The 26,812-nt window shown below is 34.4% G+C and carries 18 protein-coding genes and 1 tRNA gene; 11 read left to right on the top strand and 8 right to left on the bottom strand.

Annotated features, from left to right (window positions below; genetic code table 11):
- Window positions 1-9: 9 nt before the first annotated feature.
- Both NTZ27_07320 and metH read right to left on the bottom strand, forming a co-directional pair.
- A complete protein-coding gene (locus NTZ27_07320; protein MCX6174540.1) occupies window positions 10-483 on the bottom strand; it encodes a hypothetical protein in 474 nt (157 codons plus the stop codon).
- Entirely contained in the window at window positions 484-4,182 is a 3,699-nt protein-coding gene (gene metH, locus NTZ27_07315; protein MCX6174539.1) for a methionine synthase, read from the bottom strand.
- Between the two features lie 130 nt (window positions 4,183-4,312).
- Between metH and rfaD the strand changes: the two genes are divergently transcribed.
- The 5 genes from rfaD (at window position 4,313) to NTZ27_07290 (ending at window position 9,489) form a co-directional block, all read left to right on the top strand.
- Complete coding sequence (rfaD, locus tag NTZ27_07310; GenBank protein MCX6174538.1) at window positions 4,313-5,296, top strand: ADP-glyceromanno-heptose 6-epimerase; 984 nt, start codon at window positions 4,313-4,315, stop codon at window positions 5,294-5,296.
- Between the two features lie 8 nt (window positions 5,297-5,304).
- Window positions 5,305-5,661 (top strand): four helix bundle protein, encoded by a 357-nt coding sequence (locus NTZ27_07305; protein MCX6174537.1) that lies wholly within the window; start codon window positions 5,305-5,307, stop codon window positions 5,659-5,661.
- 38 nt (window positions 5,662-5,699) lie between these two features.
- Entirely contained in the window at window positions 5,700-6,158 is a 459-nt protein-coding gene (locus NTZ27_07300; protein MCX6174536.1) for an 8-oxo-dGTP diphosphatase, read from the top strand.
- A gap of 43 nt (window positions 6,159-6,201) precedes the next feature.
- Window positions 6,202-8,844 carry a magnesium-translocating P-type ATPase gene (mgtA, locus tag NTZ27_07295; GenBank protein MCX6174535.1) on the top strand — a complete coding sequence of 881 codons (2,643 nt, stop codon included), beginning with the start codon at window positions 6,202-6,204 and terminating at the stop codon, window positions 8,842-8,844.
- A 78-nt stretch (window positions 8,845-8,922) separates the two neighbouring features.
- Window positions 8,923-9,489: a hypothetical protein gene (locus NTZ27_07290; protein ID MCX6174534.1), complete on the top strand. Its 567-nt coding sequence runs from the start codon at window positions 8,923-8,925 to the stop codon at window positions 9,487-9,489.
- 16 nt (window positions 9,490-9,505) lie between these two features.
- Here the strand turns inward: NTZ27_07290 and NTZ27_07285 are convergent, their stop codons facing one another.
- Window positions 9,506-10,297 (bottom strand): alpha/beta hydrolase, encoded by a 792-nt coding sequence (locus NTZ27_07285; protein MCX6174533.1) that lies wholly within the window; start codon window positions 10,295-10,297, stop codon window positions 9,506-9,508.
- A gap of 175 nt (window positions 10,298-10,472) precedes the next feature.
- On the opposite strand from NTZ27_07285, the gene NTZ27_07280 reads away from it, so the two are divergent.
- Window positions 10,473-11,204, top strand: coding sequence for a hypothetical protein (locus tag NTZ27_07280; protein MCX6174532.1), 732 nt, complete (start codon window positions 10,473-10,475; stop codon window positions 11,202-11,204).
- Window positions 11,205-11,289: 85 nt separating this feature from the next.
- On the opposite strand, the gene NTZ27_07275 is transcribed toward NTZ27_07280, so the two are convergent.
- Complete coding sequence (locus NTZ27_07275; GenBank protein ID MCX6174531.1) at window positions 11,290-13,440, bottom strand: DUF5916 domain-containing protein; 2,151 nt, start codon at window positions 13,438-13,440, stop codon at window positions 11,290-11,292.
- Between the two features lie 150 nt (window positions 13,441-13,590).
- Between NTZ27_07275 and NTZ27_07270 the strand changes: the two genes are divergently transcribed.
- Complete coding sequence (locus tag NTZ27_07270; protein ID MCX6174530.1) at window positions 13,591-15,717, top strand: GWxTD domain-containing protein; 2,127 nt, start codon at window positions 13,591-13,593, stop codon at window positions 15,715-15,717.
- A gap of 66 nt (window positions 15,718-15,783) precedes the next feature.
- On the opposite strand, the gene NTZ27_07265 is transcribed toward NTZ27_07270, so the two are convergent.
- The 3 genes from NTZ27_07265 to NTZ27_07255 form a co-directional block, all read right to left on the bottom strand.
- Complete coding sequence (locus NTZ27_07265; GenBank protein ID MCX6174529.1) at window positions 15,784-16,131, bottom strand: endonuclease domain-containing protein; 348 nt, start codon at window positions 16,129-16,131, stop codon at window positions 15,784-15,786.
- Window positions 16,132-16,485: 354 nt separating this feature from the next.
- Complete coding sequence (locus NTZ27_07260) at window positions 16,486-17,835, bottom strand: hypothetical protein (GenBank protein MCX6174528.1); 1,350 nt, start codon at window positions 17,833-17,835, stop codon at window positions 16,486-16,488.
- Window positions 17,836-18,122: 287 nt separating this feature from the next.
- A complete protein-coding gene (locus NTZ27_07255; protein MCX6174527.1) occupies window positions 18,123-20,546 on the bottom strand; it encodes a PP2C family protein-serine/threonine phosphatase in 2,424 nt (807 codons plus the stop codon).
- Window positions 20,547-20,644: 98 nt separating this feature from the next.
- On the opposite strand from NTZ27_07255, the gene purL reads away from it, so the two are divergent.
- A complete protein-coding gene (gene purL / locus NTZ27_07250; protein ID MCX6174526.1) occupies window positions 20,645-22,921 on the top strand; it encodes a phosphoribosylformylglycinamidine synthase subunit PurL in 2,277 nt (758 codons plus the stop codon).
- On the top strand, window positions 22,911-23,843 hold the full coding sequence (locus tag NTZ27_07245; GenBank protein MCX6174525.1) for a YihY/virulence factor BrkB family protein: 933 nt from the start codon (window positions 22,911-22,913) through the stop codon (window positions 23,841-23,843). Before purL ends, NTZ27_07245 begins: the two co-directional genes overlap by 11 nt.
- Window positions 23,844-23,970: 127 nt before the next feature.
- Here NTZ27_07245 and NTZ27_07240 read toward each other — a convergent pair whose 3' ends face one another.
- On the bottom strand, window positions 23,971-24,501 hold the full coding sequence (locus NTZ27_07240; protein ID MCX6174524.1) for a hypothetical protein: 531 nt from the start codon (window positions 24,499-24,501) through the stop codon (window positions 23,971-23,973).
- A gap of 314 nt (window positions 24,502-24,815) precedes the next feature.
- Between NTZ27_07240 and NTZ27_07235 the strand changes: the two genes are divergently transcribed.
- Together NTZ27_07235 and recN are read left to right on the top strand one after the other, a co-directional pair.
- Window positions 24,816-24,888, top strand: a tRNA-Met gene (locus NTZ27_07235).
- A gap of 124 nt (window positions 24,889-25,012) precedes the next feature.
- The gene (recN, locus tag NTZ27_07230) at window positions 25,013-26,725 is read left to right on the top strand and encodes a DNA repair protein RecN (GenBank protein MCX6174523.1); all 1,713 of its coding nucleotides are present in this window, start codon (window positions 25,013-25,015) and stop codon (window positions 26,723-26,725) included.
- Window positions 26,726-26,812 lie beyond the last annotated feature (87 nt).

Below are 26,812 nucleotides of genomic sequence, written 5' to 3'. Positions count from 1 at the left end.
GCACCGGTTTCATTTTTGTGAAGCCATAAACTTTTCAATTTGTCTTCTATGTCTTAGAATATGAACAATAGCATGCTCAAACATCATTTCAATATTGTATAAACCCCAACGTGTTTCCGTTTTAGTTGCTGCGATCTCTTCGCGAGTCATCTTTAAATTTTCTTTTACAATTTCGGCTGTAAAGAAAATAAAATTTTCCAATTCATCTATTGCGTGAACAACGTTATAGATATGATAGTTATGATTTACAGCCGGTCTTTTTAGGAAATCACAAATTTGATCTGCATATCTATATCCGGCGCTTACCACATGTTTCATTATAGATTGAATTGAACGGCAGTTTTCATCTCGAGTGTACGGATCAAAAACTTTAATAAACTCTTCTTGAGAAATTGTACTCAAAAGATTTTTTAATTCGAGTGCAACACGCTCGTATTCATCCAACAATGCACCGATTGCACCGGGGCGGAATGTTCTTTCCATTTAACCAATCTCCTCGTCGTAATTTAAAATTGGTCTAAGCCATTTCTCGGCTTCTTTTAAACTTATTCCTTTACGTTTTCGGTAATCTTCTACTTGATCTTTGCCGATCTTTCCAACTGTAAAATATTTAGAATCCGTATGAGCAAAGTATAAACCGCAGACAGATGCGGCAGGAAACATAGCTAAACTTTCTGTTAATATTATTGAAGTATTTTTTTCAGCATTAAGCAATTTCCAAATTTTTAATTTCTCAGTATGGTCAGGTTGAGAAGGATAACCGGGTGCAGGACGAATACCTATATATTTCTCATCAATAAGATCTTTGTTAGACAATTTTTCATTTGCTGTATAACCCCAGAAATCCTTTCTTACTTTTTCATGAAGCAATTCTGTAAATGCTTCGGCAAGTCTGTCTGCAACAGCTTTTGTCATAATCGAATTGTAATCGTCGTGCTGTTTTTCAAATTGTTCGATAATCTTTTCAATTCCTATACCTGTAGTAACAGCAAACATTCCTATGTAATCTTCCGAGTCATTTTCTTTCGGAGAAATGTAATCTGCTAATGCAATATTTGGAATTCCGCCTGACTTAACGGATTGCTGACGGATAGTATTTAATTTTTCAAGAATACCTGTCCGTGATTCATCAGTATAAATTTCTATATCATCATCAAAAGAGTTGGCGGCAAAAAGTCCGCAAACGCCATTTGCAGTTAAAAGTTTATTCTGAATTATATTATCCAGCAACTGATTTGCATCATCAAAAATTTTCTTTGCTTCTTTTCCGTAATTAGTGTTATCAAAAATTTCAGGGTACTTTCCTTTTAATTCCCAAGTCATAAAGAATGGTGTCCAGTCAATATACTTACGGATTTCTTCCAGTGAATAATTTTGCAAAACTTTTACACCGAGTTTTTTCGGCTTTTTAATTCGGTAGTTTGACCAATCAATGTTGAGTTTATTCTTGCGGGCTCGTTCGATTGTTAAAAAATCTTTTTCAGATTGTTTCTTTGCATGTCCCAATTTCAGTTTACCGTATTCTTCTTTTATTCCTTTGGAAAACATTTCTTTGGCATCTTTATTTAAAAGACTGCTGACAACGCCAACACTCTTCGATGCATCCAGCACATGCACTGTTATTCCGCTGAATGCGGGAGAAATTCTTACAGCTGTGTGAAGTCTTGAAGTTGTAGCGCCTCCGATAAGAAGCGGCAGATCAATCTTCATCCGCTCCATCTCTTTTGCAATATGAACCATCTCATCAAGGGAAGGAGTTATTAATCCGCTTAGACCAATTACATCAACATTTTTTTCAATTGCGGTAGATAAAATTTTATCTGATGGAACCATCACTCCAAGATCAATGATATCATAATTGTTGCAACCGAGAACAACTCCTACAATATTTTTCCCTATATCGTGTACATCACCTTTCACAGTAGCAAGCAAAATTTTTCCTTTTGCTTTTGTCATACCGCTTTGTTCTTTCTCAACTTCGATAAAGGGAATTAAATAAGCGACAGCTTTTTTCATGACGCGTGCGCTTTTTACAACCTGAGGTAAAAACATTTTTCCCGAACCAAATAAATCTCCAACAACATTCATAGCCGTCATTAATGGACCTTCAATTACATCCAGCGGTTTAGAATATTTTTGTCTGGCTTCCTCAATATCTTGGTCAATGTAATCAACAATACCTTTTACTAGAGCGTGTTTCAGTCTATCTTCTACTGAACCCTTTCTCCACTCACCCTCTTGCTTCTCGCTTTTTACTTCTTGCGATAAAGTGTTAGCAAACTCAACTAATCTTTCAGTTGCATCCGGTCTTCTATTCAACAAAACATCTTCAACGCGTTCCAGAAAGTCTTTCGGGATTTCTTCATAGACAGTAAGTTGTCCCGCATTCACAATTCCCATATCCATTCCTGCTTCTATGGCATGATAAAGAAAAGCCGAATGCATAGCTTCCCGGACAAAATCGTTTCCCCGAAATGAAAATGAAATATTGCTGACACCGCCGCTAACTTTTGCATGAGGTAAATTTTTCTTTATCCATCGGACTGCTTCAATATAGTTGAGAGCGTATTGATTATGTCCTTCAATTCCCGTTGCAACTGCAAAGATATTTGGATCGAGAATAATATCTTGCGGAGGGAAACCAACTTCTTCGGTTAAAATTTTATATGCACGTTCGCAAATCGAAATTTTTCTTTCGAGTGTATCTGCTTGTCCTTGTTCATCGAATGCCATAACAACAACCGCCGCACCATAACGTAAAATTTTCCGTGCGTGTTCCTTAAAAATTTCTTCACCTTCTTTCATAGAAATTGAATTAACAATTCCTTTGCCTTGCAAACATTTTAACCCTGCTTCAATAACACTCCACTTAGAAGAATCAAGCATTATCGGAACTCTTGCAATATCAGGTTCAACAGCAAGAAGTTTTAAATACTTTGTCATCGCTTCTTCGGAGTTGATCAATCCTTCATCCATATTTATATCGAGGATTTGTGCACCGTTTTCAACTTGTTCTTTGGCTACGGATAAAGCATCTTCATATTTATTCTCTTTAATGAGCCGTGCAAATTTACGAGAGCCGGTTACGTTTGTGCGTTCACCGATATTTATAAAATTTGTGTCAGGTCGTAGTGTGAGCGGTTCAAGTCCGCTTAATCTCAAATATTTTTTTACATCAGGAATTTTTCTCGGCGGATATTTTTTTGCGATCTCTGCAAATGCTTTTATATGTTCGGGAGTTGTTCCGCAGCATCCGCCAACGATATTTAAAAATCCTTCACTTGCATATTCTTCCAGAACTTTAGACATGACTTCCGGCGATTCATCATATCCGCCGAACTCATTTGGTAAACCGGCATTCGGATATAAGCTGATAAAAACATTTGCAATACACGATAATTCCGAAATGAAGGGACGCATTTGCTTTGGTCCAAGCGAACAATTAAGTCCAACACTCAATAAATTTTTTGTGTGAGAGATTGAATTCCAAAATGCTTCTGTGTTTTGTCCGCTTAATGTTCTTCCGCTCAAATCAATAATGGAACCCGATACCATTATTGGAATATTATTCTTTGTTTCTTCACACAATTCCATAATTCCATAAAGAGCAGCTTTAGCATTTAGTGTGTCTATCATTGTCTCAACAAGCATAACATCAGCGCCGCCGTCAATTAACCCGCGCGCTTGTTCCTTAAATGAAGCAGCCATTTGATTAAAAGTTACAGCTCTATACCCCGGGTCATCAACTTTCGGCGACATTGACAAAGACTTGTTTGTCGGACCGATCGTCCCGGTTACAAATCTCGGTTTTCCTGAATTCTTTTTTGTGTATTCGTCGGCAGCTTCTCTTGCTATTTTTGCCGCTTCAAAATTTATCTCGTAAGAAAGATTTTCAGTTTGATAATCTGCCTGAGATATTGAAGTACCGTTAAATGTGTTTGTCCCGATAAAATCCGAACCGGCATCGAGATGCTGATGATGAATATTTTTAATTATTTCCGGCTGTGTTAAAACAAGAATATCGTTATTTCCTTTGAGATCAACCGGATGATCCTTAAATCTTTTCCCGCGGAAATCAGTGTCCGAAAGTTTATAGCTTTGTATCAATGTCCCTTTCGGTCCGTCGAGCAGTAAAATTCTTTCTAATAAGAGTTTTGAAAGTATTGCAAGATTATTATTCATTAATTCCATTTCTAATAGGAAATCAGATAATTATGATTGATCAATAAATCATAAGTATCTGCGTTCTATTTTATTTCATTTTTAATAGTGATATATTTTCACTCAAATATAATAAATAATAGAGAAGATAATGATAGTAGTTACCGGCGGTGCAGGATTTATCGGTAGTGCGATTGTATGGAAGTTAAACAAGTTAGGGTATGATAAGATTATTATTGTTGATGAACTCGGCAAAGATGAAAAATGGAAAAATCTTAACGGGCTTAAGTATTCTGATTTTTACAATAAAGATGATTTTATGGGATTGGTTTTACAGCGAGGTCTTCCTTTCAAAGCAACTTCAATAATTCATCTGGGTGCATGTTCTTCAACAACAGAAAAAGATGCCGACTTTCTTATGGACAACAATTATCATTACTCGCAAGAACTTGCAAAGTATTGTTTAGAAAACGGAGTTAGATTTATTTATGCATCTTCTGCCGCTACTTATGGCGACGGATCTAATGGATATAACGATGATGAAAATTCACTTGGCGAGTTAAGACCAATGAACATGTATGGTTATTCAAAACATTTATTTGATACTTGGATCAAGAGAAATAGTCTTGCTGATAAAGTTGTTGGACTAAAATATTTCAATGTGTATGGACCAAATGAATATCATAAAGGCGAGATGAGAAGCGTAGTTCACAAAGCTTTTGAACAAGTGAGAGATACAGGAAAAGTCCGGCTTTTTAAATCTTATAAACCGGAATTTAAGGATGGTGAACAGAAACGTGATTTTATTTATGTGAAAGACGCTGTTGATATGACTTTATATTTTCTTGATCATCAGGATAAGAACGGAATTTTTAATATCGGTACCGGACATGCTCAAACATGGGCCGAACTTGTAAAAGCGTTGTTCGATGCAGTTGGGAAGCCGGTTAATATAGAATTTATTGATATGCCGGATGAGATTAGAGAGAAGTATCAATATTTCACTGAAGCAAATATGAAAAAATTAAGAAATGCCGGTTATGATAAAAATATTCTGAACGCCCGTGATGGTGTTACAGACTACGTAAAAAATTATCTCTTAAAAGATATTTATTTAGGAATGAGTAAAGAGTAGAGGAAAGTATGCAGCTTGAAACAACTAGATCCAGAGGAGAGTTTAGAAAAAGAATTTACTTTTTCACGTTAAAGTTGATTGAGTTTATAGATTCACTTCCCAAGGATAATGTTTCTCAAAGAATCGGCGATCAGCTATTCGGGAGCGGGACAAGCGTAATCAGTAATTTTATTGAAGCCACTGCCTCGTCAACAAAAAAAGAATTGAACAATTACACAATTGCATCTCTCAAATTTGCTAATGAAACAAAACTTTGGCTGGCATTAGTCCGCGATAGCAAACGTGCAAAAGCAGAAAAAGTAAAATGGTTCTTAGACGAACTTGACGACATTTCCTCAATACTAGCATCATCAATTAATCATTAAAAATTTACTTCACAAGAAGAGAGGACTAAGAAGAAGCAATGCAATTAGCAACTCTTTGTTACATTATAGATAAAGATAAAACTTTAATGCTTCATCGAATAAAAAAGAAAGATGATGTGCATGAAGGAAAGTGGAATGGGCTCGGCGGTAAGTTTGAACACGGTGAAACTCCGGAAGAATGTATCATTCGTGAAGTAAAAGAAGAAAGCGGTTTGCTGATAAAGAGTCCAAAGATGCACGGTTTTATAACTTTCCCAATGTTTGACGGAAAGAAGGATTGGTATGTTTTTCTATTTACAGCGAGAGAGTTCAAAGGAAAATTAATTGATTCGCATGAAGGAAAACTTGAATGGATACAGAACAATCAACTTCTCAAACTGAATTTATGGGAAGGCGACCAGATATTTATTCCATGGCTTTTGGATGATAAGTTTTTCAGTGCAAAGTTTATTTATAAAAATGGAATTTTGAAAAGTCATAATGTAGAATTTTATTAAAAATCATATCCGATTGTAAATTTCTTTACGGAGTTTCAGATTAATGCGAAATTTTTTTCAAACAAACGTTTTCCCAAAAGTAATTCCTCCGGCTAAAAAAAACCAATTATCAAGTATTCAAGTCTCCTCTCAACTAATTGAAATATCACAACTCAAACATCAAGAAGTCTTCGATAGACTTAAAACTTCTCTACTTGGCTTAACTAATCAAGAAGCTGAAATCCGCTTGGAAAACTACGGACTTAATGTTGTTGTAAAAGAAAAGAAGAGTACGTGGATAAAATTGATAATAGATGCGGTATTGAATCCACTGGTAATTCTACTTTCTGTTATTGGAATTGTTTCAATACTTACTCATGATTATGAAACTGCAATAATAATTTTCATAATGGTCCTTCTTGGATTAGTGCTGCGTTTTGTTCAAGAATATAAAGCTGATAATGCCGCCGCTAAATTGAAAGCAATGATTCATGTAACTGCAACAGTGATTAGAAATGGAATAGAAGAAGAAATTCCGTTGTCAAAATTGGTTCCAGGCGATATTGTCAAATTATCAGCCGGCGATATGATCCCCGCAGATCTCAGAATTTTATCAAGCAAGGACTTGTTTATCATACAAAGCGCTCTTACCGGCGAGTCTATACCTGTAGAGAAATTCGAGACAAATGATGATTCCAATTCTAAGTCCTCTTTAGAAATAAAAAATATTTGTTTCCTGGGAACAAGTGTTGAAAGCGGAAGCGCTACCGGGATTGTTGTTACGACGGGTGCAAATACTTATTTAGGCAAAATGGCAAGCGCAATTACTACAGAACAAGTTCAGACAAGTTTTGATAAAGGTGTAAAAAGTTTTACGTGGCTAATGATAAAATTTATGATGGTAATGGTTCCCCTAGTTTTTTTGATAAACGGATTGACTAAACACAACTGGCACGAAGCATTCTTCTTTGCCCTGGCTGTTGCTGTTGGATTGACACCTGAAATGCTGCCAATGATAGTAACTGTATGTTTGTCTAAAGGTGCTATGGCAATGTCTAAGAAAAAAGTAATCATGAAGCGATTAAATGCAATTCAAAATCTTGGCGCTATGGATGTTTTATGTACTGATAAAACCGGCACATTAACAATTGATAAAGTAATTCTGGAAAAACATTGTGATGTTGTTAGAAAAGATGATGAAGGTGTTCTTCAAATGGCTTATTTGAATAGTTATTTTCAAACCGGATTGAAAAATATTCTTGATAGGGCAATTCTTGTTCATAAAGAAGCTGAAGATGAATTACATATAGCCAATTACAAAAAGGTTGATGAAATTCCATTCGACTTTTCACGAAAAATTATGTCGGTTGTAGTAGAAACTCCTAATGGGGTACACCAAATAATTACAAAAGGAGCGCCTGAGGAGATATTTTCCAGGTGCACACATTTTGAGCTGGACGGCGAAATATTGCCGGTCGAATCAGTATTAATCTCTGATTTAAAAGAGGAATATGATGATTTGAGTAAAGATGGATTTAGAGTTCTGGCGTTGGCGTATAAAGATTTGGAAAAGAAAGAAGCTTACAATAAAGATGACGAATCAAATCTTACTCTAATAGGGTATCTCGCATTTCTCGACCCTCCGAAGGAAACTGCAGCAGCTGCAATTGTTGCTCTTCAAAATCATGGGATTAGCATCAAAGTTATCACGGGCGATAATGAATTAGTAACTATGAAAGTTTGTAAAGAAGTTGGAATCTCCACTGATAAAGTTTTACTCGGTACGGACACTGAACGGATGACTGACGATGAATTATCAAATGCTGTAGATGAGACAACAATTTTTGCGCGGCACTCACCTACGGATAAACAGAAAATTGTAAAAATATTACAAAAGCGAGGGCATACGGTTGGATTTTTAGGCGATGGAATGAATGATGCCCCGGCACTGCGAGTTGCTGATGTTGGAATTTCTGTTGACTCAGCCGTTGATATTGCAAAAGAAACTGCAGATGTAATTCTATTAAAGAAAAGCTTAATGGTGCTTGAAGAAGGAGTTCAGGAAGGGAGAAAAGTTTTTGCTAACATTCTTAAATACATTCGTATGGGCGCCAGTTCAAATTTCGGGAACATGTTCAGCGTTCTCGGCGCAAGTATTATTCTACCGTTTTTACCAATGATGCCAATTCAAATTTTAGCGAACAATCTATTGTATGATTTTTCACAAGTACCGATTCCAACTGATGGTGTTGATCCTGAACTTATTGCAAAACCAAGACCGTGGTCAATGGGTGCAATATCAAAATTTATTTTGTTCATTGGTCCAATCAGTTCAATTTTTGATTACGCTACCTTTTTTATAATGCTTTATGTTTTTGGATGTTGGGATTTAGGAAAATCTTCATTGTTTCAAACCGGGTGGTTCGTAGAATCTCTGCTTACTCAAACGCTTATCATTCATGTTATTAGAACAAATAAAATACCATTTATTCAAAGTCGCGCAAGTATTCAATTAATTGCAACAACATTTTTAATAATGATAATTGGAATTTGGCTTCCGTTTTCTCCATTTGCCAAAGGTTTATCCCTTGTTGCTTTGCCGGCGTTGTATTGGCCTTTACTTGCTATGATTTTAATTTCTTATTTGATGCTTACACAATTTGTAAAAGTTTCATTGATCAAGAGATTTATTCCGGACGGTTTTTAGCAGAAGATAATTAGTTGAATTTATTGAGAGCATGTAAGACTAGTATTAAATATATTTGGATGTAATTCAGGAATTATAATGTCTACCAATTCGAACTTGAACCAAGAATCAACTGCTGCCGAAAATTTATTATATCAGCGGTTAATAATATTCTTGATAGTTTTTTCGGTATTTGTTCTCGGGGCTGTTAGCTCACAAAGAAAAATTTTATTCTTATCAATTCTTTCATTGGGCGTCATAATATGCTGGGTCCTTACGTTTATCATAATAAGAACAGCTAAAAGAATAGATAAGAAATCCGGCGGAAGACTTATTCGTTTACTGCTTGGATATCTTGTGCCGATCTTTTGTTCACTATTATTAACTATAGCTTTGACTGTTGGTTCTTTTGGGTTCGTTGATCCATATCTATTTAATGTTGATTTGAAACCGGTTCAGATTGAAAAAAAAGTTAATGAAATTACAAATGAGATTAAGAATCAACTAAAACCCAAAGTAGATACTACTTCACAGAATTTCAGAAATATTGATAGTGTAATAGCGGGGAATAAAGCCGGAACAAAAAAGAAGTTAATTCCCAATGAAGGTAAAGATTCAAAACATTTCAAGAGCATTGAAAGTATAATAAAAGAAAAAAAGAAATAATATCATTTCTTAATAACTAAACTTTTCTTTTCAGAAAGCCCAATATTAAATCATTAACGCATTCGGGATTTTCAAGCGGGGACATATGTCCTGCACGCGGAATGATTGCAAACTCAGATCTTGGAATTTTTTCTGACATAGCGCGCATAACTAACGGCGGTGTAAGTTTATCGAATGAACCGCAGAGAACAAGAGTAGGAATATTTATTTTGTGTAAGAAAGAAGTTGTATCTGTTCTACTCATAATTGCAATAAACGCACCTTTAACTCCGATCGGATCGTGTTTGTGAGCTTTGAATAATGTTAATAGGAACATTTTTTCCTGTTCTTTGGGAGTTTCTTCCGCAAAACAATTTGTTACAAATGCCTCAACAAATTTTATTAATCCTTCAGTATTAATTTGATTAATACCTGCTGCGCGTTTCAACTTTGCGGCATCGTCATCGGCTTCAGATTTAGTATCGCATAAGATCAATCCTTTGAATATTTCCATACTTCGTTCAACGGAGCGCAAAGCAATATATCCACCCATTGATAGACCGCATAGAATTGGGCCCTTCAATTTTAATTCATTAATAATTGAAAAAAGATCATTTACATAAGCTTCCATCGTATATTGACCATCACCGACGTAACTCTCTCCAAGTCCGCGGACATCATAAGCAACACAGAAATATTTTTCTTTTAGAATGTTAATTTGATTTTCCCACATAGTGTGATCGTACGGAAATCCATGAATAAATATTATTGGCTGATTGTTCTCATCCCCGAATGTATTAACAGATAGACTATTAATCGAAACTTTCATATTCAACCTTTCTTTTTAATATAACTTGAAAAAAATTATTAGTAAATTTCTCCCAGTTTCCGGTGGCAAATTTAATCTCTTATTAGTAAGTATCAAAAAATTATGATACTTATTTAAACCTTTGAGATTAGTTGTTTGTCAAAATTTCGAAAAGAACTAATAAAAGGAACGTAAAATGAAAAGATTCAAATCATTATTAATTTTAGCTGCATTATTAACTCTTCCGCTTATTTATTTCACAGCTTGTAGTAATAAAAGCGAGGTTAACGGACCAAACCAAATAAATTTCGACTCACCTCAATATGCAGTAATTGATTATACCGATCTAATGAACGGTGTTGAAGATGCAACACTGAATAATGATATGACCTACGATAATTCGCTTTATTCTTATGGATTCTTAAGCATGTCCAGTTTTGTGCAAGGAAATGCTTCCGGTATGATGAACGGCGGAATGATGTCTGTCAATGGTGGTGGAACCAATTGGATAATGAAATTTGATTTTGGAAAACATCTTGGGTTGTTCTTTAGAAGACTTAATTTAAGTGATCAACAAAAATCCGATTTAAAAGCGCTTATGGTGAAATTTCATGATGATATGAAACCTTTAGTTCAACAGTTTAGAGATGCAAATGCTGATATAATTAAAGCTGCAAACGAAGCGCGCAAACTTATAGTTGAAGATCTAAGAGCCGGTAAAATAACCAGGCAAGAAGCCGCTGCAAAATTAAAAGTTTTGAATGATGATACTCGCCAAAAAATTAATGATAATGCTGCTTCACAAACAATTAAAGCAAGTATGTGTGCATTAAGAGCAACTTTGTTTACTGATATTGCCAGTAAATTAACAGGTGATCAAGTTACAAAATGGACTGACTTCTCATCAAAATTTCCGAACCCGTGCTGATATAATATTTTTGTGATTAAAAAGCCCCGTCTCTCGACTACGCTCGAGGTGCGGGGCTTTTTGTTTTTCAGACCGAATTAAATTTTTAGAAGTAATAAAGATATTTTATTTTGAAGACTGACACACGATCCGTCATATCCAATGTTCCCATTGGATTGTTTCTATCATGCACTTCGTTCAAAGCAAAATAGATCCAACTCTTTGGAGAAAATTGATAAGCAAACAAACCACCGATGAAAATTCTTTCCATTCTATCTGTGGAACGTACATAAAGATTATCAACATAAATAGTTGCGCTCATATCATTGATCGGAGTTAAAGTGAAAAATGGACGGGCGTTGTATGTTATGTCTTCTATATTTCCGTCCGGTTTTCTTTCCATCCAGATATTGAACGATGACCCGACTTCGAGAACATCCAAAGCTTTCCATGAAAACTGTCCGCCTATAGATCCGAAAGAGCCAAGATAGTTTCTGTAAAAATTGTAAGTCTTGCTGTAACTGCCGTACAGATTTGCATTCCATTTTGCTTGGTTGATCCACATGTTCGGATCAATCTCGTATGAATCGTATTGAATGCCGGAATCTTTGGATCTGCCGGCGGACATATCAATTTCGAAGCCCCAATTACTTTTGAACTGCATATTATAAACGAAAACTGCTGAATGATCGGTGTACCCTTCAATTTTTTTATAATTGAGTGACGCACCACCGAAAATAAGTATCTGAGAAATTTCTCCATCCTTTGGATACCAGATCGGTCCAGATATTCCTGTTAACTCAGCTGTTCCAAGCCAAGGAACAAATCCTACTTGATTGATATCAAAATTACTACCGACATATCTGCTGCGAATCATCGTAACCCAAGAAGTTCCGAACTGCGTGAATCCGGCAGAAGCGGCATAATCTCCTTCAGAATTTTTTATTGAACGTGAAAATTGATACGCAAGCTGCCAATCAGATTCCCTTAAAGCTCCGTCTATATCAATAACACCATATGTGTTATTGGCAGTTTGCTTTCCTACGAACAAAACACCGAGTGATGAATTTTCCATGATCTGTTTTTTCACTCTTCCTGCAACAAATACTGCTGAAGGTTCGGTCGCTTTTGATCCGTCTAAATCCGTGTAATCCATTTCTCCGGTTCGTGCAACAAATCCGCCATACTCCCAATCATTAAATCTGCCGAAAGCTTTTGCGCCGAATGAAAGTGGAACCTCGGAACCGTCCGGTAATTTCCTTCCAATTCTGCGTGAATAAAAAAGATCCAGCGGGCTATAGAAACCGGTGTTGCGCTGTTTACCGGAAGGCATAAAAATTTCGTTACCTTGAATAAAAAATGGCCGGCGCTCGCTGTAATATGTTTCATAACGTGAGATATTAAATGTGTATGGATCGGCTTCGATCTGCGCAAAATCGGGATTTGCTGTTGCCTGAAAAGTTAACTGTGGAGAGGGATTGTAGAAAACATCTAAACCGGCGTGAGGATCAACTTTATATTTGTTGTTGCCAAGGTAATCTATCTTTCCGAACACGACAGGGTATAATTCAAGATTTAAACCTTTTATAGTAGGATGAAAATCTTCGAAAACGAGTTTTCCAAATTTAGAAATACGTTGACCTTCATTCTGTTCATATTCGCACCAATATAAGTCTTCTGAATTGATAGGTCTCCACCGGTCAAAATCTAATCCCCATGAAGTTAATTTTTCATCATACTGAATAGATTTATACGGGATTTCCATTTCTACCACATAGCCCCAATCGTAAATTTTTGCTGCAGAAAACCAGATACCATCCCAACTGTAATCCCTATCGCGAGCATCGTCTAGCAAACGACAATCAGCTCTGGCACCGGCAGCATTAACAGCAAACTTGTAAGCTGTTCTTCTATCGTTAAATGTATCAAGCATTATTGATACAATATCGCCGCCTCCATCATCAAGCTTACCTGTATGCTGTTGTATATTTGCTTTTTCATCGTAACAGACTATTAAGCAATAGAGAGCAGTTTCTGTAGTTAGTACTTTAGCATAACTTTTTCTAGAAGGTTCTTTTCCAACATAAGGTTGAAGCTGGAAAAAATTTGTTGCCGAGTCTGCTTTACTCCACGCATCATCTATATATCCGTCAATTTTTATTGGAGAATCAATTTTTTTTAGTTTAAGAACTTTTTCATTATTTGAAGCTGATATTATAATCGGAAGGAAAAGTAAAATGGTAAGATATTTTTTCATAACTCAGCCCTTAATTTTGTTTTGAACTTTAGACGTTTTCCAAAATGAAAAGGTTACGATAACCTTTCTTAATAGGTAATAAATTATGGAGAGCTTATATCGAATTGATTCTGAGAATGTTTGTTTGTAAGTTTTTTACAGGATGATTGAATGAAACGTGCATTAATATATTGTTTATTTAGTCTTGTCTTCTTTTTAAATAGTTACCTAAAAGGATTAAATATTGATAGTGATGATCAATCAAAAGAACTGTATAAAAAGGGGATAGAAGCTATTCGATACAAAGACACGCTCAATGCAGAAAAATATTTTAAAGAATCAATTTGGGAAAATTCAGATGCAGCTTCATATTATGAACTTGCCAAGATTCAATTTCATCATAACACTTTTAATTCTAGAAATCTCGCATTTGAAAATTCGCACATGGCTGTTTGGAAAGAGCCCAAAAATTTAGAGTACAATTATTTTTATGCAAACATCTGCAAAAGTTTTGCACGCTTCACTTCTTTCGATCAATACCATAAAATTTTAGAATTAGACAGCAGCCAGGTTGATGCATGGTATAATCTTGGGTTGTTAAAAGATGAAGACTTCACCGAGTATAATAATTCTGTCCGTAACTTGGATGGATTTATGGCACCGCTTCAAGAATATGCCGATGAAGATTTTAGCGAAGCAGAAAAATATTATCTGAATGCTTTGAAGATTGATTCGGTTAATTATCAAACAATTCTCAAATTAAGTTTGATGTATGATAAAGGGAATAAACCGGAAAAAGGAGTTCCTTTTTTACAAAGATTAATTAAAATAAATAAAGCTGATAAAGAAATTCATCTTGCACTTGGACTTTTATATTACAAAACTTCAAAACTCAAAGAATGTTTTACGGAATATCAGATAGCAATTGAGTTGATGCCGGAAAATGAAAGAGAAGATTTCACTTTTAATTCTGTAAAATCTTTATTGCAGCCTGCTTATGATTATGTTATGAAAGAGATGAGCGATTATGAACTGAAAGAATTTATTGATCTCTATTGGAAAGTTTCCGATCCGCTTTATATAACAGATTACAACGAACGTTTGCTCGAACATTATTCCCGTGTTGCTTATGCTAATCTTAATTTTAGTGTTCCTTCAATGAATGTTGTGGGATGGAAATCAAATCAAGGTGAAGTTATTTTACGTTACGGTGAACCTTTGAACTGGATGAGAATCAGACCATCAATGGGCAACAAAGTAAATATGAAAACAGAAGTTTGGGATTATAACGGATTCACGCTTGGCTTTACGGATATGGCGCAAAGCGGCAACTTTATTTTTGCCGCACCTGCCGGGGAAAAAGATAAAACAGCCCCGCAATTTAACGGCGACACTCAAACTTTTATGAATGATCTGAGACGTGGATACTTCACTTACTACGAACCTAAATATGAAGGGCCAAAGTTCGATATAGTTTATGAATTCTTTCAATTCAAAAGCAACGAGTTGAGAAACCACACAGACATATATATTAATTACGGATTGAATCCAATTGATAGTTTGGTCAATAATGGAATACTTAACGTTGAACATGATGCTGCATTTTTCTTTTTTAATAATAATTCTGAAGAACAAATAAAAAAGAAAGAACATTTCAAATCACTCGGCTCAAGAAATATAGTAAGTACAATTACTCACCCGATACTTTATACAAATACTTTGCAAGTATCGGCAATTACTGATTCCGGTTATTACTCTTTGGAAGTTTTGAGAAATGTTGATAAAGGAGTTTCCTCCAACCGTGGAAGAATTGGAATAAAAAAGTTTAGCAATATACATTTAGATATTAGCGATATTATTCTTGCATCAAGAGTTGAAACCGGAAGTCAATCTAAATACAGTATTAATAGAAATAAGATCAGCATATTACCAAATCCAACCAAGCAGTTTATGAAAGGTGCACCAACTTACGTTTATTATGAAATCTATAATTTAAAAAAGAATTCTTCCGGATTAACCGACTTTGAACAGGAAGTTGAAGTGAAAGAATACTCTGAAGAGAATGGATCAGGGTTAGAAAAAACTATTTCAGATATCGGTAAGTTTTTGGGATTTGGTAAGGGAGAAGGCATTTCGTTTTCTTCGAACTATCAATCTGCTGAAGTTAATCCGCAAATATATTATCAGCTTGATTTATCGAAAGCTAAGACGGGTAAGTATTTAATAACTATCACGGTTAAAGATAAAGTTGACGGTTCAAAAGTTAGTGCACAAACTGTAATTGATTGGACGAATTGATCATTATAGATTATAAAGTTAGTAAACTATTTTTCTATTCGGTCCAATCTATTTGTTGTAATCTTTTTATTTCATTTTCAATTTTTTCAAACCTTTATTCGCGTTGGCAAGAAGTTCTTCATTTGTAATTCTGATAAACCCAAGGCCAAAGTCTTCAAGGTATTTTTGTCTTTCTTTATCATAGACTTTTTGGTCTTCAAGTTTGTGAACGTCACCGTCTATCTCAACAGCTAATTTGAGTTTCGGGCAGAAAAAATCAATAACGTAATTATCAACTGAGTATTGACGAAGAAATCTTTCCTTCATTTGTCTTTTGCGAAGATACATCCAGATAAGTTTTTCACAATAAGTCATACTCACACGAAGTTGCCTTCGTCGTTTTTTCATTTCTTTTTTGTTAAAGTGTTCAGTCATACCACAGCCTTTTTCGAACCCACCCCAGCCCTCCCTTTAACAAAGGGAGGGAGTTTAAAAACCCTCCCCTTTAAAAAAGGGGAGGGCAGGGTGGGGTTAGACTCCTCGCTTTGTTTATATGAAACAAAAAACCTTCTGGAAATCTATCAATGTTTTTTTTTACCGCTATTGTTTTTAAGCTGGTCGCGTTTTGCGACCAGCTCTTTTTTAAGAGCTTACAAATTTGAACCTCTTACTAAAACAACTTAATATTTATTAATCAACAAAAACGCAACAATTATTATAGTTGAATTACAAAAGGAAGAAAACTGAATAAATATATTAATACGAACTGTCAGAACGGATTATATTTCATTATAATTTTACATTAATACAAAAATAAATATTTTTGTAATTTATAATCGGATATATGGATATATCTCGATTCCCTAATAATTCAAATTGTTTATTATAAGTATTTCTTATCGATATAGTATTAATTATGCTAAAAATATAAACTAATCCAGCAGCATCATAACAAAGTTGTGAATTATTTTTATCTTTAGTCTGAATTCCGCCATATACTGCAATGCCCATTAATCCAATATTTATTAAAGCAGTACCAAATTCTCCTTGAGTTATCTCGCCTAAACCAGGAATTATAGAAAGATAACTATGTATAATAGATCTTTTATAACTAGATAATAATTCTAATGATTTGATTTTATATGAATTATCCAAATTTGATGCAGCAGTAAGATTTATCATTCCATTAGGTATATTATAATCTAGTTCTTCTATGCCTAATAAATAGTTTGACTTAGCTAAAAGATTTTCATTAGAATCGAAAACATGAGAATCATAGGAAACTGCTTTTTCGTATGATATAATTGCTTCTTTATAATTATTAGAATTCATACATGTATTAGCTATTTCTTTATAATGAATAGCAATTTGATTTTTTAATTTCATTTTAGTCTCATCATCAATATATTTTAATAATAAGGATTTTTTCAATATTTCAATAGAATTGTTGAGATCATTAGGTTGAAATTCCTTTGATTGTTCAATTGAAAGATTAAAAATTATTTGGGATAAACCCTTTTTATCAGAAATATTTATAGACAATGCCTCAACATAAGAATCAATTGAATTTTGGTATTGTTTATTCTCGGAAAAATGTTCAGCCTTCTTAATGACTGATAAATACTCTAATTCTGATATACGAGTTTCCATTGATTTTATTTCTGATTTAAGAGTACTAATTGCATTTCTTAAATTCTCCATTTTTACTGATGCTTCCTTATCTGGAATATCGCCAAATACAAATACAACCACATCACCACCAAATGTATTTTTACTATATCTCTTTTCAATAAAATAATGTTCACCCTCAGTATAATAATTATACTGCATATTAGATTTCAATGGATTCTGAACAATGATATTCCCATTTTGAATTAAAGAACCATATGTATTAAAATCTTGATTTACAGGATAAGCGATGCCCCATAATTGAATAAAAGATAATTCACGATCCCGATCTTTTATTTCACCAGTAATTTTAAACAAAGGGTATTTTAATTCTAATTTTGATAGATCATTTGCTTTTGAACTAAGATTAAATTCTTTAGCTTCAACTTCTTTCTTAAGGTTATCAATATCTTGAGGGTAAATAAAATTAAAAGCAAACATTAAGAAGAAGAATAATAAATACTTCTGCATAATTTCCTCTATTTAATAAAACATAATTATATTAATTTAACAATTATTGAAGAGTCAAAATAAAAGAAAAAAGAAATAATAAATTTTTTTATATATATAAAGTCTTACGACTTATAATTAGCAAGTGTTTATATGAAAGGATTATTTGAAATCGTTTCCCCATTGCGGGCACGCCTTTGTTACTAATGCAACTTAAAGTAAAAATTAATTCTAGTCAAATGGTAAGAGGCAAGAAGCTAGAGGTAAGAAAAATCAATGATCAAAATAGCATTAACTTAAGAAAATTATCACAACCGTTTTAAAATAACCAAGGTCATATCATCGTGCTGAGGGTAATTATCCACAAACTTTTTCACTTCTTTTAGAATAAGATTTAATAAATCTTTAGAAGAAATATTTCTGTTGTTCTCTATCAGTTTGATTAATCTTTCTTCTCCATATAATTCTTGTCTTTCATTCATTGCTTCAGTAAAGCCATCGGTATAAAGAACAAAAATATCTCCGTTATTCAATACGATCTCTTCTTCTAAAAGTGTAGAGCTAAAGACACTTCCTTCTTCAAGACCAAGTGCCATACCTTTGCTAAAAAGTAATTTTGTTTTTCCGCCACGTTCGCTACAAAGAATCCCGGGATTATGCCCGGCACGAGAATAAATTATATGATTATTGCTTGTATCAAGAATTGCATAGAACATACTTACAAAAGAATTTTTCTCAATTGTTTTGTAAAGAAGACGATTAACTTTTCCTAAAACATTTTTTGGAGAAACATCTTCTTCCGCATGTGCTTGAAGAATTCCCTTTGTTAACGTCATATAAATTGCAGCTCCGATACCTTTACCGGAAACATCACCGATTGCAATGCCAAGCTTATTCCCGCTAAGTTTTACGAAATCAAAATAATCTCCGCCTGCTTCAACTGCCGGAATGCTGATTGCAGAAATTTCGTATCCTGGAATTTTCGGTTCTTCTTTAGGAAGCAAACTCAACTGAACTTTAGCTGCAATCTCTAATTCTTTCTTTAACCGTTCTCTTTCAGAAATCCTTTGAATGTGTGAAGGCATACCGTAATTCTCGAGAACAAATTCTTGATTCTTAAATCTGCTGACGAGATAAATAATTGGAGGAATAAAAAAGACAATACCGACTAAAACAAAATTTATTGTGTAGAAAGAATTATTTGCTGCATATAATGCATAAGAATGTGTTGTAAGTGTAGTGTAGAAAAGAGCACTTGCAATTGTTAATAGATCAAAACGAAAATAGAGATAAGCTAAAAAAGATCCGAACAAAAAATATGAAAGCAGATCAACTGCAAAATTATTAAGTGATGGAGGAGTAGAAGCAATAGTAATTCCTAAAACTGTTACTAATCCGGAAAGTAAAATGGAAACCCATTTCTTTTTCCAACGCTGATAAGAAATATTTACAATAAAGAAAGTTATTGCAATACTTGCAAGAGAAGCCGTTATGAATGCACCTAATATTACACTAACAGCCGGAAACCATCCGATAAATATTTCCATTGAATGACTTGGTACAATATAAAGATTGCCTTCAGGTTTGTTAAGAATAATTCCACCAAAAAGAAAACTTAATGCAATCGCCATTCCGATTACCATTCCTTTCATTAATCCGGCACCGGAATGGATAGAAAAAATATGTCCCTTAATGAAAGAATCAACCCCTTTAAGTTTTTCCGGCCAGAGAGATCTCGCATAAGATTCACCAACTGTCCAGCTTGCAAAGACAAGAAGTGCAATAAAAAATTGAAGAATTAATCCATTCATCAATAGAATAATAATCTTTGTGAAGAGGAATGATATGTTACCAATCGTAGTACCTTGTCCTAAACCGGGCCACATGTTTATTACATCAACTAATGATAACAGAAAGAAAACAATAAAAATAGAACGGCCGACATTTACCCAAATTTCACCTTGATGATATTTTTTTAAGAAAAGGAAATATGCGATCATCATTAAAAAAACTACAAAGACAACAGAAATTGTTCCGAAGATTGCATCTGCAGCACGGAAATATTCTCTATCCGCCTGCGGTACCTCAAAATAATAATTGTATGACCCGACCTGGTCACCCTGAACTTTTGCTGTTAATATTGTTTTTGCATTGACATCGGCTTCTTCTTTTTCCCATCGGAAAGAATAATCAGTTCTCTTCCTATATTGTTCTTCTTTAGATTCTACCAATTTAAAACTGTTGAACGCACTTCCATATTTTTTCATCAAGAATGAATTAATAAGATCAGTTGCTTCTGTCTTAGCTAAAGATTTCATTTCAATTGAATCGGGAATTTCCCTTCTATAACCAAATATTGAACCGTCTTGTGCAACATCAATATGGTAAGTAGTCTGTTGAATTTGTTTTGGTAAGTTTTGATGAACCATCACAGTCCAACTAAGATTAGTCGGGTGAGTTTTCAAGTATTCCTTAAAACCTTTACCTCCCAATTTTTTTATGAGGTAACGCATTTCAACAGGTGAATTGTCTATGAAAGCTTCAGTCGAAAATCCATTTATGTTGGTATTTTGTTCAGCAAGAAACTTGGTAGCAACATCAATTGCTTCGGGACGAGTAAGTTTCATACTCAAACTATTGTAAACACCTAATGGATATAACACAATAATTAATGCAAGAAGAGCAATCCCGGAGATTAACCAAAACCTGTGGTCTTTGAATGATGCTTTCATTTTTATATCCGTTTAATATTCTTATTGTTGTTTGTTAAGACGGCTTAAAAATAGAAATGTTTACAGTTAGTATCAATCAGCACTTTTTCTAAGAGAGAATGAAAAATGTTATATTACACAATCAAAAGAGAAAATTTTATTTGCTGATGAAAGAACCCGAAGTAAACATAAACTTAGCCCGCGAGCATGGATTAACTGACGAAGAATACGGTTGGATTTGCGAACGATTGGGTCGCGTTCCAACTTTTACTGAACTTGGTATTTTTAGTGTTATGTGGAGCGAGCATTGCAGTTATAAAAATTCGATTGCCCTTCTTAAAACTTTACCACGAAGCGGCGGAAGATTACTTGTTAATGCCGGAGAAGAAAACGCCGGATTAGTTGATATCGGGGATGGACTTGCAATAGCTTTTAAAATAGAAAGTCATAATCATCCATCAGCAGTGGAACCTTATCAAGGAGCGGCTACCGGTGTCGGAGGAATTCTAAGAGATATTTTTACTATGGGCGCACGTCCGATAGCATGTTTGAACTCATTACGATTTGGTCCATTAACCGATCCTAGAACAAAATATCTTTTCGAAGGAGTTGTAAAAGGAATTGGCGATTACGGAAATTGTTTTGGAGTTCCTACAGTAGCCGGAGAAGTTTATTTCGATGACTCCTATAAAGGTAATCCGCTTGTAAATGCAATGGCTATCGGAATTGTTGATACTAAACATGTTATCTCAGCTACCGCAAAAGGAAATGGTAATCCTGTAATGATAGTTGGTTCATCAACAGGACGCGATGGAATTCACGGTGCTACATTTGCATCGGAAGAAATTTCTGAAAAGTCGGAAGCAAAACGTCCATCGGTTCAAGTAGGTGATCCTTTTACAGAAAAACTTTTACTTGAAGCTACACTTGAGATTATCAAAGAGGATTTAGTTGTTGGAATACAAGATATGGGTGCGGCAGGAATTTCATGTTCAACTTCCGAAATGAGCGCTAAAGGTGAATCGGGAATGATAATAGATCTGAACAAAGTTCCTCTTCGCGAAGATTCAATGACTGCTTATGAAATTATGCTTTCGGAAAGCCAGGAAAGAATGCTGGTTGTTGCAAAGAAAGGATGCGAAGAAAGAGTTAGAGAAATTTTTTCTAAGTGGGATTTACACTGCGAAATAATCGGTGAGGTAACGGATAAGCAAAAAGTAATTATTAATTATAATGGCGAGAAGAAAGCAGAAATTTCTCCGATCGAACTTGTACTTGGCGGTAATGCACCTGTTTATTTTAGAGAAACCGCAGAGCCAAAATATCTTGAAGAGACAAGAAAATTTAATTGCAGAAAATTACCGGAGCCGGAAAGTTTAGGTGAAGTATTCGAAAAAATATTTTCATCACCAAATATTGCATCTAAACGATGGGTATACCAACAATATGATTCAATGGTTAGAACAAATACAATTGTTGGTCCGGGTTCCGATTCAGCTGTGATTTATATAAAAGATACAAATAAAGCCATCGCGGCAAAAACTGATTGTAACGGAAGATATGTTTATCTAAATCCGAAAGAGGGAACCAAGATTGCTGTTGCAGAATCTGCACGCAATGTAGTTTGCAGCGGCGCAATTCCTCTTGCAATTACAAACTGTTTGAACTTCGGCAATCCATACAAACCCGAAATGTTCTGGACTTTCAAAAAAGCTATTGAAGGAATGGGAGAAGCATGCAGATTCTTCAACACGCCTGTAACCGGCGGTAATGTTAGTTTCTATAATGAAAGTCCTGATACTTCAGTTTTTCCCACTCCGGTTATTGGTATGGTAGGACTGATTGAAAATTTAGAAAATATTACAACAGCAGAATTCAAAAAAGAAAATGATTTGATCTACTTGCTTGGCGAAGATTACGAAGAAGTTGGCGGAAGCGAATATTTAAAATTGATTCACAATTTAGTTACCGGTGAAATTCCGCGGATTGATCTTCAAACAGAAAAAGATCTTCACAAACTTGTTCTTCATCTTATTGATAACGGATTACTTAATTCTGCTCACGATATTTCAGACGGCGGAATAATTACTGCTATCGCCGAAAGCTGTATAATCAATCCGGAAAAAGCATTGGGTGCAAAAGTAAAAATTCCAATAAAGAAGCGTGAGGATTTTTCTTTTTTCTCCGAATCACAATCAAGAGTTATTGTTTCGGTTGATCCCGCATCGCAAGAAAAATTTGAAAAAATAGTTTCAAAAAGTTTTACCCCGTTTTTGTTGTTGGGAAAAGTTGAAGGAACAAGTTTGAATGTTAATGATCAGTATGATTTTCCAATTAACCAGTTAATAGATCTTTATTATTCTACAATTCAAAAGAGAATGGATTTTGCGCAATAAGATATTAAAATCAATCGGTTCTGTAATTTCTTCATTAACCTACAGAAAGATAATTTCTTTTCTAAAACATTATGTTCTTGGACTTTTCAAAAAAATGGATGAGAACAATACTTTTTTTGCCGGAGCCGGGATTTCTTTTTCTCTTTTACTTGGTATGATTCCATTTCTACTACTTGTATTTTCTCTTCTAGGAAATATTTTTGATTCTTCGGTGATTGAATCTCAAGTAAATAATTTTATAGATCAGACAATTCCATACGCGGCGTATGCAAATTATATCAAACGAATGATAAGTTCGCGTTTGCCTGAAGTAATTGAATACAAAACATTAGCGGGGTATGTTGGTGTTATTGGATTATTGTTTACTTCAACATGGATCTTCAGCAGCATAAGAACAATTTTGAATCATATCTATCATGTTAAAATACGGAAAGGTTACCTGTATGGATTAATACGTGATATTCTTATGGTAATTCTATTAGTCTTTATCATTACAATTTTCACTTTTATTGTTCCCGCATTAAATATCATTTATGAATTAACTAAAAATTATGAATTTGTTCAATCTTATACTCAAAGCTCAATTTGGAATATTTTAGTTTATGGAGTCTCGCTATTATTAATGTTTGGATTATTCTTCGCTCTCTATTATTTAATTCCTTATGAACAATTAGGGAAAAAAGTTGCAGCAGTAAGTGCATTATGGACGACATTACTTTGGGAAATCGCCCGCAGTGTTTTTGGTTATTACGTTAATAATATATTAAGCTCAAATCCGTTGTATGGAGCTTTTGTTTTGATCATTGCAATTTTATTATGGCTCTTTTATTCTGCATGTTTATTTATTGTTGGTGCTGAGATAGGACAGTTGTACAGAGAGAGACAAATAAATAAAATTATTCGTGCCAGCGGGGATTCTTAATTGTAATTCTTTATAAAAAATACTTTTTTGAATTCAAGTTTTGAATACAGGTACTATAAATAATTATCGAGAATAAAAAATCCTCAACTAAAATGTTGAGGATTTAGAAATAATTGCTTCGGCAATCTTATAATTTCCAATCACATCCAATTTCTAAAGAGCCATATTTTAATGTTCCGAAACCCAGTCTGCCTGAAATTGCAAAAGTTGATGATACCCAATATCTTCCTCCGCCTTGAAATCCAAGCCACAAACCTCCGTGAGACGGCGATGGATACATACCGGAAGTATTCCCTTTGTATTTTACATATCCGGCATCAAAGGCAAGAATAAGACCCGCCCATAGATCAATTTTTTCATTCGTTAACTTAAAATGGTAATTACCTTGTGCACCGATTAAAAAATCTTGATAACCCCATTCTCCTCCAACAAACGAATCATTAAAAGACCAGTAACGAAGGATTCCGCCAAAACCTACATCGCCAAAATTTTTTAAGTTAATTCCGTACTCGTAATTAAATCCGATTTGTGGAACTGTACCAAGAAAAGATAATCCTAATGAAGGACCGAGATGATGTTTTCCAACTTCAAATTGTGCATTGGTTATTACGGGAAGAATTATAAAAAGAAAAAATATTGAGAATTTAATTTTACGCATAACTATCTCCTTAATGTTCGAATAAGTACCGATCAAAATTTAATAATATTAATATTAAGAGACTTCTGAAAAATTAACAATTGTCATGTTGATCCCGATTCATCGGGAGAAACATCTCAATTTTATAACGTAAAGAGATTCTTCACTCCACTTCGTTCCGTTCAGAATGACACTTTGCTTAAGATGACTTATTAATTCATTCTTCAATCTTGTAATACAACGTCTGATATAGTGTTATTTGACATTCGGGCATTCCTTCGATATATTTGTGCCCCAAGTAAAGAAAAACGTTTTTATACAAATAAAAATTACATCGCGGGGTGGAGCAATTGGTAGCTCGTCGGGCTCATAACCCGAAGGTTACAGGTTCAAGTCCTGTCCCCGCTACAAAGAAAGCCTGATTTGTTTTGAGATCAGGCTTTTTACATTCTATGAATAATTTCCTCTCTCATTAAAACTTGATACTTAACCTTTCATTCACAATATTCGTAACAAAATTATTACAGAAAGTATGCTCAAGACACTTCTCATTAAAGATTATGCACTCATAGAAAACATCGAAGTTGAATTCGGTAAAGGTCTAAATATAATTACCGGAGAAACGGGCGCTGGTAAATCTATCTTAATTGATGCAATGGGATTATTACTCGGTGAACGTGCATCTACTGAAGTTGTAAGAAAAGGTTCCGAGAAATCTGTTGTGGAAGGTCTCTTTGATGTAACGGGGAATAAAAAAGTACAGCAGCTTCTTACAGCGAATGAAATTGAATTCAATTCAGAATTAATAATTCGGCGTGAGATTTCCTTAAAAGGAACTAACAGATGTTTTTTGAATGATACTCCTGTTCCTCTTAATCTAATTAAAGAAACGGGCGACCTCTTGGTAGATCTTCACGGACAGCATGAACATCAATCTTTATTACGAGCGGAAACACATATCGAAATGCTGGATGAATTTGCAAATCTCGAAACACAATTGAATGAATTTAGATCGGCGTCACGGCAGCTTTCTGCTTTGTCGAAAGAGCTACGGGAATTAATTCAAAAAGAAAATATACTGAAAGAGAAAAAAGAATTATATGAATTTCAGATTAAAGAAATAGATGCGGTTTCGCCTCAAGAAGGAGAGGAAGAAAAACTTTCTGACGAATTAAAAATTTTAGAAAATTCAGAAAAACTTCTTTCGTTGACAAATGATATTTATAATGCGATTTATGAAAATGAACATTCCATTCAAGAACAAATTGCAGATGTTAAAAATAAAATTTTAGAACTCACGAAAATTGATAAATCATTTAATGAAAATTTGAACGAAGTTGATTCAATCTTGGCTTCTCTAGTTGATATCTCGTCTTTCATGCGGAGTTACAAAGACAGAATTGATATTGACCCAAATCGTTTGGAAGAGATAAGAGAACGTCTCGGCGCACTAATTCTACTGAAGAAAAAATATGGCGGTTCGCTTAAATCCGTACTTGATCATCGGGAGAAGATTGGTGCTGAGTTTGAACTAGCAGAGAACTTTTCCTTAAAGATAACTCAGCTCGAAAAGAAAATAGATAATTCAAGAAAAGAATGCGGCTTGCTGGCAAAAAAACTTTCGCAAGAAAGAAAAATAGTTTCAAATAAAATTAAAAAAGAAATTGAAGATGCATTGAAGTATCTAGGAATTGCCGATTCTGTTTTCAAAGTAAAATTAGAAAATGAAATCGTCTCGAATGCAGCGGAGAATTTTATTATAGCAGATGGAAAGAATTATAAATTCAACGAGCATGGTTTTGATAACATAGAATTTTTCATTTCAACAAATACCGGCGAAGATCCCAAACCGCTAGTTAAAGTTGCATCGGGCGGTGAAGTCTCGCGCATAATGCTTGGGCTAAAATCCATACTTGCAAAATCGGATAAACTTCCTATTCTCATTTTTGACGAAATTGATACAGGTGTAAGCGGACGTATTGCTCAGAAAGTAGGACAAGTTTTGAAATCGCTTGCATCATATCACCAAATTATTGCCATAACTCATTTGCCTCAAATTGCTGGACTTTCGGATTTCCATTATGCAGTCGAAAAGAAAAAAGCCGGAGATCGCGTAGTAAGTTCGATACGAATTCTAAAGGGTGAAGAGCGCATTAAAGAAGTTGCAAAACTAATGAGCGGTGAGAAAGTAACCGAAGCAACTCTAAATGGTGCGCGTGAGCTAATGGGATTATCTAAAAACTAAAAATTGTTTTTTAGCACAATTCTGTTTTTCCAACAATATTTCCTTTGTGATGAAAATTTTGTTCATTAAATTCAGAGCAAAGGAAAT

The sequence above is a fragment of the Ignavibacteriales bacterium genome, from assembly GCA_026390775.1.
Taxonomy (GTDB): Bacteria; Bacteroidota; Ignavibacteria; order Ignavibacteriales; family Melioribacteraceae; genus Fen-1258.
Note: the sequence above shows the minus strand (reverse complement) of the source record. Positions and strands in the feature narration are given on the sequence as shown.